General features: G+C 48.4%; 12 protein-coding genes. All 12 read right to left on the reverse strand.

All coding sequences use genetic code 11. The features are described 5' to 3' along the window. Positions 1 to 302: 302 nt before the first annotated feature. Positions 303 to 1,328, reverse strand: a complete 1,026-nt coding sequence (locus MKX30_RS20220; protein ID WP_023987178.1) for an ATP-grasp domain-containing protein — start codon at positions 1,326 to 1,328, stop codon at positions 303 to 305. Positions 1,329 to 1,660: 332 nt separating this feature from the next. After that, a complete protein-coding gene (locus MKX30_RS20225) occupies positions 1,661 to 2,443 on the reverse strand; it encodes an IucA/IucC family C-terminal-domain containing protein (protein WP_341063342.1) in 783 nt (260 codons plus the stop codon). Continuing rightward, a complete protein-coding gene (locus tag MKX30_RS20230; protein ID WP_341063343.1) occupies positions 2,412 to 3,233 on the reverse strand; it encodes an ABC transporter ATP-binding protein in 822 nt (273 codons plus the stop codon). Before MKX30_RS20230 ends, MKX30_RS20225 begins: the two co-directional genes overlap by 32 nt. Before the next feature lie 13 nt (positions 3,234 to 3,246). Beyond that, positions 3,247 to 4,290: a FecCD family ABC transporter permease gene (locus MKX30_RS20235; protein WP_075153799.1), complete on the reverse strand. Its 1,044-nt coding sequence runs from the start codon at positions 4,288 to 4,290 to the stop codon at positions 3,247 to 3,249. Beyond that, positions 4,287 to 5,300 (reverse strand): FecCD family ABC transporter permease, encoded by a 1,014-nt coding sequence (locus MKX30_RS20240; protein WP_023987173.1) that lies wholly within the window; start codon positions 5,298 to 5,300, stop codon positions 4,287 to 4,289. The genes MKX30_RS20235 and MKX30_RS20240 overlap by 4 nt, the downstream gene beginning before the upstream one ends. A gap of 92 nt (positions 5,301 to 5,392) precedes the next feature. Further along, positions 5,393 to 6,394 (reverse strand): ABC transporter substrate-binding protein, encoded by a 1,002-nt coding sequence (locus tag MKX30_RS20245; RefSeq protein WP_028542061.1) that lies wholly within the window; start codon positions 6,392 to 6,394, stop codon positions 5,393 to 5,395. Positions 6,395 to 6,675: 281 nt separating this feature from the next. Beyond that, positions 6,676 to 7,164: an RTX toxin gene (locus MKX30_RS20250; protein WP_069081283.1), complete on the reverse strand. Its 489-nt coding sequence runs from the start codon at positions 7,162 to 7,164 to the stop codon at positions 6,676 to 6,678. A gap of 136 nt (positions 7,165 to 7,300) precedes the next feature. Then, positions 7,301 to 11,353 carry an S-layer homology domain-containing protein gene (locus tag MKX30_RS20255; RefSeq protein ID WP_341063345.1) on the reverse strand — a complete coding sequence of 1,351 codons (4,053 nt, stop codon included), beginning with the start codon at positions 11,351 to 11,353 and terminating at the stop codon, positions 7,301 to 7,303. A 63-nt stretch (positions 11,354 to 11,416) separates the two neighbouring features. Beyond that, positions 11,417 to 14,335: an S-layer homology domain-containing protein gene (locus MKX30_RS20260; RefSeq protein ID WP_341063347.1), complete on the reverse strand. Its 2,919-nt coding sequence runs from the start codon at positions 14,333 to 14,335 to the stop codon at positions 11,417 to 11,419. Positions 14,336 to 14,530: 195 nt separating this feature from the next. Then, a complete protein-coding gene (locus MKX30_RS20265; protein ID WP_341063348.1) occupies positions 14,531 to 16,048 on the reverse strand; it encodes a glycoside hydrolase family 30 protein in 1,518 nt (505 codons plus the stop codon). 157 nt (positions 16,049 to 16,205) lie between these two features. Further along, complete coding sequence (locus tag MKX30_RS20270; RefSeq protein WP_341063350.1) at positions 16,206 to 18,935, reverse strand: glycoside hydrolase family 3 C-terminal domain-containing protein; 2,730 nt, start codon at positions 18,933 to 18,935, stop codon at positions 16,206 to 16,208. Between the two features lie 512 nt (positions 18,936 to 19,447). Next, entirely contained in the window at positions 19,448 to 20,431 is a 984-nt protein-coding gene (locus MKX30_RS20275; protein ID WP_071559239.1) for a Gfo/Idh/MocA family protein, read from the reverse strand. Between the last annotated feature and the right edge of the window lie 54 nt (positions 20,432 to 20,485).

Here is a 20,485-nt window from a genome sequence, read left to right on the forward strand (position 1 = left end):
ACCTTCTTTCGGGTTATAAATAAAACAAGGGACAAGGTCACAGGATGGCACAGCCGAGACCCATACTAATCTCTTTCAGTGCCGCCCATCTGGCCGTATCTGCTGGTGTTCTGACCCGTTGAACCATTAGCAGACTAATCATCCAGAGTACCTACACTGCTGACCAGCAGCGGAATGCTGGATGGATGCCACCGCTTGCGGCGGGCAGGCACGTCCATTCGAATATACCGATCACACCATAGGAGCAAGAACAACGCAAAACGCAAGCGGGCTATTGAGCCAGAACAAGCAATGATTTGCCCTTATTCTGCAATCGACTTTTCGAAATGATGTTCCATCTGAAAAAGATACTCCAGGTACAACCGGACGACATCACGTGTGGTCCCCCCAAAGGGGAAGACATGGTGGGTCAGGTCCGGCAATGCGTTGACTTCCAAAATGCCTCCCTGATCTCCTGTCAGCGGCTGGCGGATATTCTCACAACGGATATCAATGCCAGCCACATCAATCCGGAGGGCTCCTGCGGCCTCAATTGCCATTTGTGCATTGTCAGGAAGAATCGCTTCCGTACAGTCCATATAAAATTCACTGATGTTCCCGGCGGCCGAATTGCGAAGATCATATAGCTCGATCTCCCTTCCTGCCGCAGGTACCTCCTCCAGTGTGATTCCCTGTCCAAGCAGAACCTTTCGCAAAGGCTCTGCGTCTTCATTAATCTTGGGAAAGGCCTCGAACTTCCCTATACTGGTATGCTGGATTCGCTGCTGATTCAACATTCGAATCAACGCCCGGATGGTTGAGGTGCCGTCTCCTTCTACATAGACAGGTCGATACTCATTTACTGCCGCCACTTCCCCGTTAATGACCAGTACCCTGTAATCCACACCCGTTACGAATTGCTGCAGCATGATGCTGTTACTATGGGTACCCGCCCGGGCAATAGCCGCTTCCAGTTCCTCGTTTGTTCGAACGTCCAGTGTCACACCTGCACTGCCGCTTGCGTCCAGCGGCTTCACTACAACGGAACGATGCAGTTTCAGAAACTGCGTTGCCTTGTCACCCATTGCCTCGATAACGATAAACGGCGGCACAGGCATTCCCCGCTCATGCAGTAGCATATTACAAACCTGCTTGTTCTTGGCGAGCAGTCCAGCGATCAAGGGTAGACGATGCGATCTGGTTTTATTAATGACTCTGCGCTTATCCCCATAGGATAATTCCAAAAAATCTTCACATTCTGCGAGAAGTGGCTCGCAGGTCATTCCCATTTCTCTTGCTTTGCTTATGATGAGTCGGTTTTGCAGATTATGAATTCCTTTCGGAAACAATGAAAATCCTCCCCGACCGAATGAAGGCGTTCGCTCCTGGTTGTGCTTTCATCGGATTGATTTGATGGAAATAATATTGATAATGATTATCAGTTTCAAACAAAATCTATTTTATGGCAATTTCAGTCACCTTGTCAATAATAAGCTTTTTAGGAAAAATAAGATGGTTTTTGCAGGGAGAGAATCCCCAAATGAAGGAGTGTTCATGGAACAAAGGGCACAACAAATAAGGCAAGCTCTGAATTTCGTTATGTCATAAGCTTGCCTGTGCTATTCGCTGTATTGAGATGCAATGAAGTATAGGCTGGGGATGTGGATGATGATCATCGGCATTAATGCTTTAATTTGGGGCAGGTTGGGCAGTAATCTTCTGGATCATCTGCAGCGAGATAATAGAAACAACAGGTTTTGCGCACACGAATGGGTGTATCTGAGACAGCTGTTGCCCGCTTGGGCGTGTTAAACTGCTTGAGCGGATTACGGGATTCACCAAAGAGATGTGCAGGTGCATCACGAATTAGATAATGGAAGTCCTCTTCGACACGCTGCTTTTCTTCAGGCGTGGCTCCTTCAGCAAACTTGTTCTCATAGAGCCAGTATACGTAAATGGCCGTGTTCTCCCACAGGACTGAACGTGAAACCCGCGTTGCCTTGGACAGCGATTGCCACACCTTGGCCAGATTACCGGCGAACATCTGTTCAATCACCTGATCTCTCCATACGCCACGCTGATCCGCCTCCGGTGAGGTCGTCTGCCAATTAGTCAGACGAGCCTTGGGGAGCCATGCCTCCCCCTGATAACTGGATTCGATCGTGCCGTTGGCAATCTCATAATTTAGGCCTTTGTTGAAGCGTGACATGGCATAGAGACCCGAAGCCAAAATCAAGTAAGCATACCGTTTAGCAAAGAGAGATACAGTAGCCGTTTCAGAATCCGTCTCAAAGATGCTACTCACCCCTTGCAAATAGTTCAGGCTTTTGGACGGGTCCAGCAAGTCCGTAAATGGCATCGAAAATGTACGATCTGTCGAAGGCTCCCAGGTCAAACGGTATTCGGCAGCCAAGGCCTGCATCTCTCGATCGTCAAGCCAAGTGGCTGTAGCGTGTGGTTTCATTTAACTTCCTTCCCTTCCCGTGCGGAATGCACATTGGTGTGCCAAACAGCGGATCAACCGCAATGTCGCACTCCATCTGGAAGACCGCGCGGACCATGTCCTGCGTAACAATGTCTTCCGGTTTTCCTTCCGCGTAGATGGACTTGTTGTGGACAGCCACGATATGGTGAGCATAGCGACACGCAAGATTCAGATCATGAAGAACCATCACTATGGTGCGCCCCTCCCGTTCATTCAAATCGAACAGCAGATCCAGAATATCAATCTGATGGGTCATATCCAGATAAGTCGTTGGTTCATCCAGCAGCAAGGTCTCTGTTCCCTGTGCGAGTGTCATCGCAATCCAGGCACGCTGGCGTTGTCCGCCGGATAATGCGTCCATGGGCCGATCAGCCAGAGCAGTCAGATGTGTGGATTCCAGCGCGAGCCTGACCATGCGTTCGTCCTCACCGGACCACTGTTTCAGCCAGGTCTGGTGTGGGTACCGTCCTTGCCGAACTAGTTGGTTCACTGTCAGTCCCTCTGGAGCAGAAGGGCCTTGCGGCAGAATGGACATACGTCTTGAAATTTCCTTGGTAGGCAACTTCGCAATCTCCTCGCCATCCAGCAGCACCGAGCCTGAACTGGACTTCAGCAGTCGCGCCATCGTTCGCAGCAAGGTGGACTTTCCGCAACCATTGCTGCCAATCAGGACAGTAGTTTTCCCCTTGGGAATAGTCAGGCTCAGATTCTCAATAATAGGCTCTGCGCCATAGGCGATCGTAAGGTCCTTGGCTTCCAGAATACTCACAGCATTCTCCTCCTCAAAACTGATTTCGATTCTTGAACAACAGATACAGGAAAAACGGTGCTCCTACCCCGGCGGTAAATACCCCTGCCGGAACATCGAGCGGCAGAAATACCGTACGGGCAATCAGATCAGCAGCAAATACAAGCAGGGCACCGACCAGTCCCGAAACGATGAGCATGCTGCCGAACATACGCCCTACCAGCTTCCGGGCAATATGCGGCGCAATCAGACCGACAAAACCAATCGTCCCCGCGACAGCTACAGCACCCCCGGCCAGCAGTACACTGCACAGTAGCAGTGCTGAACGATGACGCTGTACAGTGACCCCCAGCCCGGTGGCTAGATCATCCCCGAATTCCTGTGCGTTCAGACTACGGGCAAACCAGATCGCCAACGGAAGCACGATTACAATCACCGGGATGATCGTTCTGACATCGGCCCACGATGCGCCATACACACTTCCCGTCAGCCAGATATACGCCTGACCAGCCGTATAGAATGGACTAAGGATCAGCATGAAGGTCGTCCCGGCCCCCGTAATGGCTGACACTCCGATTCCGATCAACACCAGTCGAATCGGGCTTACTCCTTTTTTCCAGGCAAGAAGATATATGATGATTGTGGTAATCATCGCCCCCATAATGGCAAACAGCGGCAACAGCTTGATACTGATGGTTCCACCCAGCAGGGTGACAAAACCTACAGCGGCAACGGCAGCTCCTCCCGTTATCCCGATCACATCTGGTGAAGCGAGCGGATTACGGATAATCCCCTGCAATAGGGCACCGGACATGCCCAGTGCTGCACCAACAAGCAACGATAACAGCACACGCGGCAGCCTTAGCGTCAACACGACAAAGTCATGATCGCCTGCGCCCAGACCGAAAATCGTCTGCAGCACATTCAGCGGAGATATGAAATCATTACCCACACTGGTTCCTAGAATGGATGCAATCAATACCAAAACCATACAGATTCCGATGATGAACAGCGATTTGCGCTCCATTTGCAAGGATAACGTATCTTTTTTATTGCGAAAAGTAATCATCTTCCTCATATCTTCGTCCCCCCCTTGCGGGCAATATAGACGAAGAAGGGACCACCAATGAGTGCTGTCATAACGCCAAGCGGAACTTCCTGCGGCATGATGATCAGCCGTGCAACAACATCCGCCGCCAATAACAAAATGGCGCCGCCCAGAATGCAGTAGGGAACAAGCCAGCGGTAGTCGTTGCCAACAAACGCCCGCATGATATGTGGTACAACTAATCCTACCAGACCAATCGAACCGGCCACTGCAACAGAACCTCCGGCCAGCAATACCGTAACGACTCCCATAAGCAGCTTAACCAGTAGAACATTCTGTCCCATGCCTTTGGCGATATCATCACCGGTCAGGAGCAGATTGATCGCCCGGCCCATAAACAGGGATACCACAATGGCAACCGTCATATATGGCAGTACAGGATACAGCATGTCGAGTGTCCGACCGCTCACTGAACCTGCAAGCCAGAACAACACGTCCTGTAATCCCGTTCCATCCAGCACCAGGATTGCCTGCGTGAACGAAGCAAAAAGTGCAGAGATGGCGGTACCCGCCAGCACAATCTTGATGGGAGTCAGACCATCACGACCGATGGACCCAAGCGCGTACACAATCACTGTTGCAATGGTTGCCCCAGCAAAACCAAACCACATCATCGTACTGAGCGAGGACACCGACAGCACCACGATGGCAATAACGATAAAAAAGATGGCGCCCGCATTGATCCCAAACACACTTGGTGAAGCGAGCGGATTACGAGTTAGCGCTTGCATGAGTCCTCCCGCCACCGCCAAACTTGCACCAACAACAGCGGCAATAATTGTGCGTGGTAAACGTTCTGTCAGAAGTACGACATGCTCCACTGAGCTTTCGTCATAGTGTTGTAGTGCATCCACTGCTATTTGAAATGTTATGTGTGTGCGTCCCAGTATCATGCTGGCTACACAGGCGAGTAATAGTAAAATGAATAAGCCGGATAGTCCATACATCTTCGTACTTGCCTTCGTAAAAAGGGGAAACATATTCTCACTCTTTCATTCGTGAAATGCAAAAAGACCTGCCTGCCCATACACTTCGTATACGATGTCCTGGTGCATGGCAGGTCTTGCTCCCATTAATTCAGATTGAACTGCTTGTATAGGTCGTCCAGCATCATGTTGGCCGATGTGTATCCGCCTCCCATGTTCCAGGCCACTTCATCAACCTGTACCAGCTGGTTATTCTTTACCGCATCGAGATTTTTCCAGAGCGGACTGCTGGTCCAATCCTTATAATTCTTCTCAATAGCTTCTGTTTCCGTACCTGAATTGAAGTTGAAGATCATATCTGCGTTCATATCCGGGATGTTCTCTTTCGAAGTCAACTCCACACCCCAGGTGTCTTCATCATGTCCAGGCGGTCTGGTAAATCCAAGCTCTTTCAAAATTTTCCCGGCGTATCCCATATAGAAAATGCGAACCTGATCGGCTCTGAAATTCGTAATAGTCGCTTCAATAGGAAGACGGTCACCCATTTTGCCTTTGAAATCCGCTACCCTTGCATCCCAATCGGCAAGCAACTTGTCCGACTGTTCCTTCATATTCATCGCTTCACCAGCCGTCTTTACCGTCTCTTTCCAGTCAAACAACGTCTCGGTAACTACCGTTGGAGCAATCTGGGACAGTTGATCATAGATATCCTCATGTCTTGTTTTGGTGGCAATGATTAGATCCGGCTTCAACTTGTTGATCTCTTCCAGATTCGGCTGTGATTCCTGACCTACCTGCGTCACGCCATCCAGATCCGCTTTCAAATATTTATATACGGGTTGCTGAACCCAGGATTCCACAACACCCGTTGGCTTCACACCAAGTGCAACAACAACATCATTGGCACCCTGAAACAAGGTTACAATCCTCTTTGGAGTTCCCTTAATTGTCGTTTCACCCATGGCATGTTTGATAACTCTGGTCTGCTCGTCCGCACCACTGCCTACTGTATTGCTCTTATTACCACTTGCAGACTTGCTTGAAGGGTCAGTTGTCCCTGTAGTTCCACCCGAGGCACAACCAGCCAGCACCGATATCATCAGAATAAGTGCTATATAAATATGTAGCTTTTTTGTCAATCCAAACATGTAGTTCAACTCCCCCTTCTCATCCTAATTGATATTAAAAATCATTATCAATTGTATTGTAATTCAGTTGAGTACATTGTTCAAGCATATTGATACTGCTGTGGAAGAACTCCCCGTGCCTCTAGTTTCATGTTGAAAATCTCCTTGTACAGTAAAGGCTTGGATGAATACAAAATGCTCAGTATACAAAAAGGTGTAACCCTCCATAGTTGTTGGGTTACACCTTTATAAGAATTTATGACCTGTCTTCAACAGACAGCGATCGCAGACAAACATACCGATTAAGGTGTATGTCTGCCTACATATTGATAAGTACCTTTCGGGTATGCAATCCACTCATCCTGCTGATTAAAAACGGGTGAGCCACATGATATACCTTGTCTACGAACAAATGTCCCACCTTGAGGAAACAATTGATTCTGCGAATGAGGCTCTCCAATCACATCTACCACAGTTTCATGATATTTCAGTACATATGCGACCGTATTAAATTCACTTGGGTTGTAGAAATGACCCTCTTGATTAAAATAGGCAACATTCGTGACATCCATGAAATCGTAAAAGATGCTGTTTATGATCAGATACGGAATTACTGGATTAACCGGATATAGCGCTATGCTGGATACGTTCATACGGTTCTTGTTTTTCATGAATTGGTGAACCTCCAGCTCATATCCTTCGATTTTATGAGAGAAGTCACATTCTCGGTTGTAAAACAATTGCAGCACGATGCGACCGTCTCCACCATCGACATATTGTGAAAAAAACAAAAGAAATGCCTCCTGTGGTTCCTGATGAACCTGAAATATAGTCGCTCTGCCAGCAACTCCTACGACCTACTTAAGCTGGACTCTTAAAAAATTCTCGAGGGGACAGGAGTCTCCTTGGTGCTACAAAGCATACCGTTTATGGTGTATGAGTGCCGACATATTGATAGGTCCCTTTCGGAAACGCATTCCACTCATCTGGCTGATTATAGGCAGACGATCCGTAGGATATTCCTGGCTTGCGGACGAACGTTCCTCCTTGCGGTGCAAACTGCTCATGCGAATTTGGATTTCCTAATACATCTACCACTTGTCCTTGGTATTTTAAAACATATGCAACGGTATTAAATTCGCTCGGGTTGTAGAAATCGCCCTCATCATTGAAATACCAAGCATTCGTAATATCCATGAAATCATAAAAGATACTGTCGATGATTATATATGGCATGGCAGGATAAAGCGGATTAATCGGTAAAGTGGTAACTTTCATTTGGTTTGTTTTCTTCATCCATTGATGAAACTCAAGTGAGTAACCGTCTGCCCGATGGGAAGGGTCTCCATTCCCGTTATAATGCAATTGCAAAACAATTCTTCCATCCCCGCCATCCACATATTGCGAGAAATATACAGCAGGCGCTTGCTGTGGTTCCTGTTGGACCTGAAATACAGCAGCCCTTCCATCTGCTCCTACTACCCATACCAGTAAAGGTTCGGGAGAAAGGGGGATAGAGGTGCCCATGAGTTCTACAGGACCGAGGAATGTCGATGATGGCGTTCCTCTATATACCAGGAATTTAGATTGTCCTGGGAAATAACTGGATAGATCCACGGTTCTGTGCGGCAAGCCATATTTAACCCCAATCGGAGTGATACCGCCGGAAACCAGCTCCGCGTTGCGTGTATTCAACGTGTATTGAACTGAGCCACCCCGATCATCCGCAGCCGTAATAGTAATTTCAGCAAGGCCGCTGCCTGTACCCGAAGCCAGTGTTAAAATGCTGCCATTAAGCGATGCACTCACCAACGTCGGATCACTGGAGCTGACTGTAAACCGAAGCTCATCCCCATCCTCGTCGTTGAACAGTTGTTGCAGATCATAATCCCTTTGTTGTGTAACTCCGGGGGTCAATACCTGCTCGTTTATAGCCGAAATGACTTGAGGAGCATGATTGAGCTGAGGCATGCTGACGGTAACCGGGAACGTCGCTCCCTCTGCACGTCCGTACTGATCATACACACTGAGTGTTACACTTGTGGTCCCTACACTCACTGGGTTTAGCTGTAGTTTCTGACCATTCATATGGGCCGTAGCAATTCCTGGATCATACGTGTCTGCTGTCACTGACAGGGATGCTAGATCCCAGTTCAACAGGAACGGTGAGAGATCCAGTTCTGATGCAGCATCTCCCAATTGAAGCAACTGCTCAGGAATTGCTGTAATAACTGCATTTTCCAATAGATGAACCTGTAGGTCTGTGCTAATCTCTCCGCCTCTATCGTCTTTAGCCGTGATGGTAATCACGGTATTGCCGCTAGTCAGTCCATGAATGACAAGCTGATCATTTTGAACTGTAGCAGCTGCCACGGCTGGATCAGACGAACTGATTTCATAACGAATCGGATCATGATCCGGGTCAGCAAAGATGGTGGACAGATCCACGGTTCCGTCAGCCTTGCCTAAAATCAGATGTACCGCGTCTGGTGCACGGGTTACTACCGGGCTACTGTTCGGTATAGGCAAAATTGTTACAATCAAGGTAACTGTATCTGTTCCATCCTTGCTGTCGTCTGCCGTCAGGGTAATACTTGCGCTCCCCGCTTGCAGCGACTGCAAAGAAAGCTGATCTCTCGTTATGGCAGTCTGCACGATAGAAGCATCCGAACTGGTCGCTGTGAACACCAGCGGGTCACCATCTACATCCGTAAATATCGTGGAAAGATCCAGCGTCGTATTCGGCTGACCCAATGTGACGGTTAGCGGTTGAGGGTCTTGTCCATGCGGAGCATGGTTAGGAGTGCCCTGAACCGTTAGCTTGAATTCAATCTGCTTTTGGCCTGTGCTGCCATCTTCTCCTTGCTGTCCGTCATTGGCAGTGACATGAACGATCGTACTGCCCGCGCGAAGCGGACTCAAACGCAATTCATCTCCTGTAAGCACCACCGACGCTACAGCAGGATTATCAACAGTAACCTGATACGTTAAGCTAGCATTTTCCGGGTCCTGAACATAGTCGTTCAAATGCAGTACCGAGTCGGACTGTCCCACAGTAAGCGCCTGATCTGGTATATCTGCAGATACAGGATTGCCATTCACGATAATTTTGAAGGTAGACGACACCCTTTTTCCCCGTCCATCATTAGCCGATACACTGATGGATGCTTTTCCGACACTGACCGGCGTAAGCTTTAATGTATTGCCCGATACGGACGCCCGTACGATGCCGGATTGAAGAGAAGCTGCCGAGAAGGTCAAGGTATCCCCATCAGGATCGGTAAAGAATTGGCGCAAATCGTACAATTGTTCACCAGTGCCTTCTGTAATTACACGCTCAACAGAAGCATTTACAACTTCCGGTGAACGGTTAGCACTGCTGGATGAACCAGATGAGCTTCCAGAAGATGAGGACGTGCCTGTTACACTTGCCACAGCTAGGCCCGTAACAGCGTTGGAAGCTACTCCGGTACCCAGTGTGACCGCAGATACCTGTACATTTCCACTCACATTTACTCTAGCTGCCGGGTTGCTGACTTGAATATTTTCAATACTACCTGTAGTTTTCAATTCCAAAGCACCCGTCCCGGTGACGGTCAGCTGCTGGATTGTGCTATTACCTGTCATCTCGACGGATTGGCTGCCAGTTACCTGAACGGTCTGAACCGTTCCCTGAAGATTGACATTTTCCGCCCCTTCATTAACATTCAGCTGCGGCAAGGAAGCATCCGCGCTAACCTCAATGCTTGCGCTGGATTGCACGTTCATGACTGTCGCGCTTGCGGTACCACTGAGTACAACGTGAACGTCCGGCTTTGTGACATCCATTTGCGTCAACGTTGAGCTATCAAATACGACTGTATTGTTATCTCCGCCGTTGATATGCGTCTGTCCCTGTACCTGTACATCCTGTGCATAAAAATCCTGCTGCACCCGGGCATCCACCGTTAACTGCTGTTCCACTTTCAAATGCAGCACCGATGTAAAATCCCCGGCGATCACCAAATCTCCGTTCAGCGTAGAGCCGTGTCCATCCAGCACAACGTTGCCGCTGAACTCCGCTTCGCCGTCACGAGCCGAAGTCCCACTGCTACGAAGCTCCAGCCAAGTAACCTTGTCCACCGTCCGGCCTGTGGCATGGAAACGGATGCCTGCGTTGCGCAGCGCGGCCTGATTATCCGCGTGAAAAATGCCGCGCAGCGGCTCTGCAATGTCATAAGCGATGCCATTGATCCGTATCTGCTTGCCGTCCATTTCCTGGAGCTGCAAAGCACGCTCCTGTGGAAACAAAGCAGATACGAGCAGGCTGGCCGCATCTACGCGGCTTACCGAGTCTTTGGCGTGTAGATTTCCGCCAAATTCACTCATCAGCCCGTCATTCAGCGCCGCCCAAATCATCGGGGTCGCCCACGGGCTGGCGTCCTTCCACGCCGTCGGCAGCGTCTGCGCCGACGGCGAGTCGGTTGTGCTGGCGGGCGTGCCCGCAGACGTACCCGTCCCAGCGGACCTGACCAACAGCGCGACCAGTTCTTGGGCGCTGATCAGGTCATTCGGACGGAAGTGTCCGTTGGCGTCTCCTTGCATCAGCCCGGCCTTACGGGCTGCCTCTATAGCCGGGCGCCCCCAGCTATCGGCGGGCACGTCCGTGAAGGAGGCAGCGCCGTCCAAGTTGCCCGTCGGAAGCTGCAACGCTTTGACTAGCAGCACGGCTAGCTCCTGACGTGTGAGCTTCTGCTCAGGTCTGAGCGTTCCGGCGGGATCGCCTTGGATAATCCCGAGTTCACGGGCTTTTTGTAGTTGTTCCAATTGCTGTGCTGTAAGCTTCTGTACATCCGTCCAGGTGGCAGTATTGTTCCGTGTGGACCCCTTGGATACGGAAGCCGTATCTATCACGGTAGCTTGCTCTGCTCCGGCAGGAAACGAGGGGGTCAGCAGCAGCAAAGCAGCTGCCAGCTGAGCGGTTAACTTCTTATTTTTCATGGTGCAATTCTCTCCCCACCGATAAATGTAATCATGTATTCAAAATCTTAGGATACGTATGTTTTACGGCCGAGGACGACCGATAAAGTCTCCTAAATTAACAGGGTAGTTCGTCCCTTCCACATTCCATTCACCAGATTGATAATGGTCTGGATTACCAATGACCGTACCGCTATTCCGTCCCAAAGCCTGCCCTTGACCAATAACTGCGATATCTATAAGCGTGTTGTTGTAATACAGCTTAAGCGTAACAGGTTCCGCATTGTTATTTTGTAACTGCAGGAAGGTAAAATACCAATCCTCCGATACGAACGAACTCAAATCATTCGCAATAACAAATGTTTGCCCAGGCATAATCACATCCCCGTCATTGGCGTTTATGATAATCGGGTCTGGTTGGTCGGATCGCTCAATCCATATTCTATTTTTCTCCAACGGTCTGTTGGTAGGGTTATACAATTCAATCGCCTGGTCCAGATAATCCGGTTCGCCTTGCCACACGACTTCGGAAATGAACAAGTCTCTTTTCTCAACAATCACTGGAATCGTAAAAGATGTCGTTTCACCACGATTATCATTTGCTGTAATCGTAAGGAACGTCATACCATTACGCAAAGGTTGTATGAAAAGTGCATTCCCTTCTACCTGCCCCCCTGCCACCAATGGATCAGAAGACACCACAGTATAGGTCAGCGTGTCTCCGTCCTCATCAGAGAACATATCATTCAGCTGCAATGTTTGCTGACCATCTCCCGGGTCCAAATATTGAGGTTCAGGCACACGGGTCACTACCGGACGATGATTTACGGGTTGAGGAGCTTCAACTTGGAGCATAAATGAAGTGAAAGAAACGCCCCCACGACCATCATTCGCCGTAATTCCAATCATCGTAATACCAGCATTATGCAGTGTTACAAAGGAATCTTCTCCATTCTCTACCACACTGCCTACTAGGGGGTTGGAGGAAGTTATGGTATACGTCAAGGTGTCGCCATCCTGATCCATAAATAACGAGTCCGGATACAGCATCAGCTTGTCCTGCAACACATTAGCAACTACGATAGGTAAATGAGGTAAAGCCACAGGTATGTGATTCTCAGGCTGCGGATCAGGCAAAGGCGCATTCACCATAGCAGCAAACTGAAGTGAGGCTGTACCTCCCTTGCCGTCATGGGCTGTTATCGTCATTAGACTAATGCCGGCTTGAAGCGGCGTAAGCATAAGCTGATCGCCTGTTACTTCTCCTGTGGCCACTTCTCGCGAAGCCGATTCCACCGTGTAGGTCAGTGCATCGCCATCCTCATCGTTAAACAAGTCAGACAGGCTAATCTGCTTGCCACCTTCATTTAAGAGCAAAGGAATGTCATTTAGGCTGTTGCTCGCGACAGGACTGTGATTAATGTCCTCCTCATAAGTAGAACTGGTCACTGTATAGCTGAAAAACACGCTCGCTTTACCGCCTTTTCCATCCTCTGCCGTAACAAATACCTGTGTGCTTCCTACTGATTTAGGTTTTAGTGTAAGCTGTTGATTTGCCACTTCTGCTTCTGCTACGTATACATCCGAAGTGACCGCATGGTACGACAGTTCATCCTGATCGGCATCGTAAAACACATTTTTCAAATCCACTAGCGTATCTCCAGAACCCAAAATGGCATATTGATCGGCAGGAACGATAGCTGAGACAGGTACATGATTAGATGTTGGCGTTGGATTCGTTGTAGAACTGCCACCGCCACCACCAGATGAACTTTTTTTAGTGCTTGTTGAGGATGTATCCGAAGATGCACCCAACGTGGTATCACGTATAATTTGAGTCTCTGTTCCCCGCTCCGCAAGACGGGTCTGTACAGTCTGTATCCCATTGGCGAGACGTACCTGTGTATCGGCAAAATTCAGTTTAAGCTGCTGCCATACACCACTTCCCTGAATCTGAATAGGCTCATGCGTATCCACGATCATTTCGTTTACGTCTGCATGAATCTCTACATTTTTGGCACCCCGCATCAGGGTTACCTGAGGTAACGTATCACCTTGAATACGCACATAATCTGCTGCAATAGCTAACTTGCCTTTAAATTCTGTCCCTTTGCTATACAAAGTCACCGGTTGTTGGGCTGTACCACTTTGCACAATTTGAAGTGCTGACAGATCAGCTACGTTTCGGTTCGATGCCTGATAGGTCAGGGTAGCCCCTTGAAGCGCCGGCACATTGTCTGCTCCAAACAGTTGCTTCAATTGCTGGCCGATCAAATAGGGCTTTCCATCCATATAGGCGATATCCCCGTCGATACGAGATAGGATTCCCGTCCGTTCACCCGATTGGAATACATTCACCAAAAAGGCTGCGATATCCTGACGTTTTACCTGTACTTTAGAGTCAAACCGATTATCCGGCGTATCCATTAATCCCAGTTTGAGAGCTGCCTCTACGTTGCTTTTGGCCCATGCGCTCACCTGATCCCCATCAGAAATGTCCTGAACATCTCCGCCTTGAACATGGGTTCCTCCAATCGCTCTCACCAGAATGGCTGCCAATTCCTCACGACTCACTGCAGCATCCGGGCGGAAAGCACCTGATTCATCTCCGGTCATTAGACCTGCCGCACGTACAGCTTCTATATAAGAAGCTGCCCAACTCCCCTGCGTATCCTTAAAAGTTACTGCTTTCTCCGTTGCGTCAAGCTTAAGTGCATTAGCCAGCAAAGCTGCCATTTCCTTACGCGTTAACGGTTGATCTGGACGGAAAGAACCATCTGGATAACCCGTGATCAGTCCTTGCTTCACAGCCTCCTGTACCGCCTGTAATGCCTGGGATGACATAGTGGACTGATCTATAAAAGATACTGTACTGGCTTTAGTCACAATCGCTGACGTCTCCCCTTTCGTTTCCGCATGAACAAGCTGGGGCCCCCATGCCATACCTGCCAGCAACGTCACCATCAGCACTTTTTGCCATTCTTTATTCGTTTCTTGATTCATCAGACTCTCCCCCGTGAACGGTTCATTCTTGTTATTAGTGAAAAGATCTTATCATCCGCCTCTGAACCAATTCTGAACAATATTAAAATTTTATCTTTTTCACAGTCTGGACTTTGTAGCAAATGAAAAAAGAGCGCTCAGCCAGATGGGCTAAGCGCTCTAAAACTTCTATAAAACGTTGATGTACATGCCTTGTCAGGAAACCGTAGGATTCCATTGAAAGGTAGCTGCGGACTTGGATGGAAGGGTAGATTTGAAAACCTTATTTCCCTGCCGAACCTTAAATGTCTTTGTGTTCTCTCCCGTATTGGCGGCAATCAGGACAAGCGTACCGTCGGGGTTGCGATAAGCGACCGTTTCGATACTTCCACTATAATGTGTAGAATCAATACGTACCGCACCTGGACGGACAAATTTGCTGGCGTGCCCAATCGCATAGTACTCCACATTTTTCGTAACTGCACCGCTTAACGGGTCGATGGTCACTACACCTCTACAGTTGGCGCAACCCCCATTGGTCGGACCCCCGGACGGGTCAAGTGCGATATTCCAAAAGAGGACATTTTGCGACCAGTTTCGGGGTGCACCAATGATCAGCTTGGACATATCCCAGCTCAAATCATCTCCAAAGCCCGGACTCCACGCTCCCCCACTACATTCTGTCATATATACAGGTTTATCAGGAAAAGCATTATGCACATCTGTCATCGCTGTGGGCTCTCCTTTGTAGCAATGAAAGGCCGTTCCGTGCGTATAGCTTCGAGCCTGTTCATCTCCTAACACGGTCTTGACATATTCGCTCCCTGTTTCCCAGTTATGGTCAAAGGCAATAATGTGAGTAGATAAATGGTTTCGATTTAGGGTCGGGCCCAGATATTGTTTAATAAAATTCGTCTGTTCTGCTGCCCCCATACTCATGCTGGGATACTTGGGCGTAGTGAATTCTGGCTCATTTTGAATGGAAATCGCCTGAATCGGAATTCCCTCGTTCGCATACGCCTGTAGATAACGAACAAAATAGTCAGCATACGCCTGGTAGACACGCGGATCGGTATAGTCCAAATACCAGCCGTTATAAATCTGCTCCCCATATTTCATCCAGGGCGGAGCTGTCCATGGGGTTCCCATAATCTTTAAATCCTGGTTTCTTCTCAAGATTTGCTTCAGCACATCGATCACATCCCGATCCTTGGCGATGGAGAAATGATTCAGCTCATAGTCCTTGCCTGTTGCCACATCGTCATAGGTATAGCTGCCAGGCTGTCCCTGCTCATCTACGGAATAATCTGAGGCTCCAATGGTATGGCGAATATAACTCAGTTGAATGCCACTGGCTGTAAACAAATCATTTAGCAGCTGATCACGCTGATTGGCAGACATGCCATAATTCATCAGGTATGCGGACGAACCGGACACCGCTGCTCCAAACCCTTCCATCGTCTGGTAACGAATATCTGGCTTAATCTCAATCGTCAGTGTATCCGCATTCGCTGCATTTTCTTTACTGTGATCCTTATCCCAACGGATCGGGGTTTGTTGGGTTAGGCGATTCGCCGGATCGGGTGTTGTTAGCCACATGTTGACGTTATTTTCTGCTTTCGGCCCCGGAACATTCCGTATAGCCATACTGGCCAGGACCGCACAGATCAAAATGGCTACTGCAGCTATAAGCAGCCAGATGTCAGTACGTCGTTGCTTTTGGAGTTTCTTCATCTAACGTCCTCCTCTCCCTATCATTAACCTATCCCCATCCTCCCTACTATTTCAGCTTTCACTTGGGTCTCCCTTTGCATACATATGGCAAAAAGAGAGCCGGTGCTTGTGCCCGCGCTCTCTTGAATATAACCATTTTAAAACAAATGTAACGGGATTACTTTTTTGCCTTTTCTGTAGAGGTTGCCGGAATCGTAACACTTCCTGTCAGTCGTAAATCCTGAGAGGAACTGCCCACATAAATGGGCACTTCACCCGCTGGCATAACCCATGCTTTGGACTTTTCATCCCAATATGAGAAAGCTTTCGGGTCGAGCTCAATGCGAACCTTCTTCTCTTGACCCGGCTTTAACTCTACCTTGGACCAGCCTGCCAGTTGACGGGATGGAGTCTCTACGTTTGTCGGAAGCTTACCGTTGTACACCTGTACAACCTCAGCTCCGGCTGTTTTACCCGTGTTCTTCAATTTTAGCGAAACTTCGACGGAACTCGTACGATCGGATTTTTTTCCACTCGCATGCTGTTTTGTTTTCAGATCGCTATATCCGAATGTCGTATAGGATAAACCGTGTCCAAAGGAGAACGCCGGTTGAATACCCGATTTCTCATACCCACGATAGCCTACAAAAATACCATCTGAATAGTCACCTATACCGTTCACACCCGGAAACTTCTCTGGTGAGGACACGGGTGTAGACTGCTCGTTAACCGGGAAGGTTACCGGCAACTTACCCGAAGGATTCACATCCCCGAATAAGACGCGTGCTATAGCATTCCCTTGCTCTTGTCCAGCAAACCATGCTTGTACGATGGAAGGGACTTTGTCCTGCCAGGTATCCATTTGCACGGCTCTGCCGCTCATTTGTACGACAATAGTTTTCGGATTTGCAGCCGCAACCGCACGGATTAGCCGATCCTGATTGTTCGGCAGTTCCATATCGGAACGCTCAACATATCCTTCGCTCTCATACGTACGCGTAACAACAATCGCAACATCCGATTTTTTCGCCAATTTCACAGCGTTGTCAATCAGCTTATCTGACGTATCTGCCGGAGGTTCCCAGCCCAGACGAACCATACCACCGGAATCACGACCATTTGTCGGATAATCAGCGCGGTATTCAATACGTATCTTGTGCTTTTCACCCGCTTTAAGGGAGATGTTCTTCTTCGTAGTGCCAAGCTTTTCACCTTGATTGTCCACGAAAAGCTTATCGTCAAGATAAAGCTTGCTTGATCCCAAACTGGTTAATGACAATGCATAGTCACCATCCTTGGGAGCTGCAATTGCCCCTGTCCAGCGTGCAGATATCAAGCCGTTCAGTGTCGTTGGTGTATTTGGAACTTTAGGGGACTTCGCATTGAAGCCCTGATAATTATAAAATCCAAGGTTCATATTGACTTGGTCATCATTGCGTACAAGAATCGGATTGCCTTCCATCTTGTTATTCTTCCAGTATTCGCCTCGAAGCCCCTGTTCGCCATCTCCATAAGTCGCATATCCAACACTGATATCCTCTTTCTGATCAGATGTAGTCAACAGTGAAGACGGAACAGCCGATGGGCCAGGCATAATGTCTCCTGCAGAGATCGGGTCTGTACCCGGTGCATATTGAACGGTAACACCTTTGCCGACACGATTGCGGATGCCCTCTAACGGACTCACGGTATACGTCGGGTTCACCAACGAACTACCTCCGCCTGCCACAGTGCCGTTATCTGCATCGGGGCCTATCACAGCAATGGACTTGAGTTTATCTTTAGACAACGGTAATGCATTGTTTTTATTTTGAAGCAGTACCATACTTTCCTCAGCCAATTGACGGGCTGTCTTGCCATGGTCACGGGCATCAATTTGATTATTTTGAGCCGGGTGATCGAATAAACCTTTGCTGAACATTTGCACCAAAATGCGCCCAGCCTTATCATCAATCGTTTTTTCACTTACCTTACCATTTTTGACAGCCGCCAGCAGCTGATCTCCCCATTTACCATAAGGGGTCCCCGGTGTTTCCAGGTCCAATCCGCTATTTGCCGATTCGACTGTACTCAGGTTCGCACCGTAATCACTCATCACGAAGCCCTTGAATTGCAGTTCCTTCTTCAAGAGGTCCGTCAAAAGAGTTTTGTTCTCACAAGCAGACTCGCCGTTGACCTTGTTAAAGGAGCACATTGCCCCTCCCAAATCTGCCTCGGCGATGACTTCTTGAAACGGGCGTATGTAAATCTCATGCAACGCACGGTCACTGACTTTGACATTCGTCGTGAAGCGCTCTGTTTCCTGATTATTCATAAGGTAATGTTTCGCAGTCGCCAAAACAGGGTGGCTTTGTATACTTTTGACATAAGCGGTCGCCATTTGCGATTGCAGTAGCGGGTCCTCACCCATAGATTCAAAGTTTCGCGATCCCCATGGAATACGGGCAATATCCATCCCCGGTCCAAGCGCCACATTATGAGTTGTATTAAAAGCCTCGTCTCCAATCAAATCACCATACTGTTTGGCAGCTTGGGTATCCCACGTTGCAGCCAACGCAATTGGAGCAGGCAACGCAGTAGATTGCTTGTCCTGCACATCTGGATTAGCGATGCGCACACCCGCTGGTCCATCTGCCATCGTCAGCGCCGGAATGCCCAACCGCTCCATCGAATTATTATAGAATCCATAGTAATTGTTGACCTTGCCAGTCACCAAATCTATTTTTTCTTCCAGCGTCATTTCCTGCAGCAGCAACGCTGTCCGTTTCTCAGCCGACAGGGCCGTGTTCATCCAAGGCCGATCTGTCTGGCTTCCTGCCGCTCCTGCAATATTCATAGGTCCGATCACAACAGCCGCGATAACTGTCATCATCACCATACGGAACAACCATGTTGATTTCACTTTCACGTTTGTAATTCCTCCTTGATGTTAGATCATGAGGTGAATGCCTATTCAACTCTCACAGGCTTGCAAAGGCTCTCGATCCTGCGAGCTCCGACAAGAATCCAGAGCCACGGGATAAGCAAGCAAGTCAGCAAAAGCCGCAATGGCTCAAGTGACACGTTTACCACCCTACCGTACATTTTCGAAAATTTCATTGAAAGTTTTTGGAAGTACAGCACTAGGACCTTCATTCTTTTTCATGAAAAGAGAGCGTTAACAATTCAGTTAACCGATAATGAAATTACACTTTTGTAACTATTTGATGACGGTTTTTTAACTAATTTTAATCCATAAAAATGATTCATATGTCCCACTCTTGACTTACTCATATGGCGTTACCTAGCGTGCGACCAAAGTCGCTATTTGAGAATTGGAAATACTTATGTATAAGGATTTTGCAAAATCCTGGTATAAAAAACAACGCTCATAAACAAAAAAATTCCAGAGAACCTGAAAGGTCCCTGGAATTAATGTGATTATTCAAACGGATACCGAAGCCCCCATTGTGAACGAATCTGATCCATCAGTTTCATAATTCCTAACGATTCATCTAAAGAAATAGTAGAACTTTCGAGCAAACCTTCGTTCAAGCAACGCCCGACTTCTTCTGCTTCAAAGGCATAGCCTGTAGAGGATCGGTCATCCTGAAAGTTTTGTGCCTCTTCACCGTCCACAACTAAAGTAGCAGATGTGCTGTTCAGGAATGACGGAATGTGGATATAGCCCTTTGTTCCATGGATGTATGCCTCATTCGTCAATCCGAGACGGACTGCCCCGTTAAGCATAGCCGTGCGTCCTTTTCCATAATCCAGCAAGATCGAAAATGTCTCGTCAACGCCTGTCTCCCCGATATGAGCAGTGCTCCATACATGCTCAGGTTCAGGGCCGAAGACCATTGAAGCAAAAGAAACCGGATAAATTCCTGCATCTAATAGAGCACCTCCGCCCAGCTCAGGGTTCAAAAGCCGCCCCTCCGGGTTCCAATCTATTCGAAAACCAAATTCCGCCTTAACCAGCTTTACCTCGCCAATGTGTCCCGCATGTATCCACTCCCGCACTTGGCGAATCGGAGGCAAAAAACGTGTCCACATTGCTTCCATCAGGAATAGCTTACGCTCACGTGCAAAGCCGATCATTTCCTCCAATTCTTTGCTGTTGACGGTGAAGGGTTTCTCACACAAGACTGCTTTGCCCGCCCGAAGAGCCGTCAGAACATTTTCTTTATGAAAAGGATGGGGAGTCCCTACGTAAATAGCATCTACCTCGGGATCTTGTGCTAATTCCTCATAGCTCCCGTAAGCCCTTGATATTTGATGCTTAGCTGCAAATTCGGTAGCGCTTTCAATAGTGCGTGATCCAACAGCATACCCTTCTCCATTCGAAACATGCGCCAAATCCGCCACAAATTGATCTGAGATCCAGCCTGTGCCGACAATTCCCCATTTGATCTTTTTGCTCATACTTGTGTCCCTCCCAGCAATTTGGTTAACGTTACTTGCAACATACCCTTTTAT

Origin of the sequence: Paenibacillus sp. FSL P2-0173 (genome assembly GCF_038008045.1) — a bacterium.
Taxonomy (GTDB): Bacteria; Bacillota; Bacilli; order Paenibacillales; family Paenibacillaceae; genus Paenibacillus; species Paenibacillus polymyxa_B.

What these genes read in the sequence shown, in the direction of transcription:
- MKX30_RS20265 (WP_341063348.1), bottom strand. Translation starts at nt 16,048, where the DNA reads ATGAAGAAACTCCAAAAGCAACGACGTACTGACATCTGGCTGCTTATA.
- MKX30_RS20225 (WP_341063342.1), bottom strand. Translation starts at nt 2,443, where the DNA reads ATGAAACCACACGCTACAGCCACTTGGCTTGACGATCGAGAGATGCAG.
- MKX30_RS20260 (WP_341063347.1), bottom strand. Translation starts at nt 14,335, where the DNA reads ATGAATCAAGAAACGAATAAAGAATGGCAAAAAGTGCTGATGGTGACG.
- MKX30_RS20240 (WP_023987173.1), bottom strand. Translation starts at nt 5,300, where the DNA reads ATGTTTCCCCTTTTTACGAAGGCAAGTACGAAGATGTATGGACTATCC.
- MKX30_RS20235 (WP_075153799.1), bottom strand. Translation starts at nt 4,290, where the DNA reads ATGAGGAAGATGATTACTTTTCGCAATAAAAAAGATACGTTATCCTTG.
- MKX30_RS20255 (WP_341063345.1), bottom strand. Translation starts at nt 11,353, where the DNA reads ATGAAAAATAAGAAGTTAACCGCTCAGCTGGCAGCTGCTTTGCTGCTG.
- MKX30_RS20245 (WP_028542061.1), bottom strand. Translation starts at nt 6,394, where the DNA reads ATGTTTGGATTGACAAAAAAGCTACATATTTATATAGCACTTATTCTG.
- MKX30_RS20275 (WP_071559239.1), bottom strand. Translation starts at nt 20,431, where the DNA reads ATGAGCAAAAAGATCAAATGGGGAATTGTCGGCACAGGCTGGATCTCA.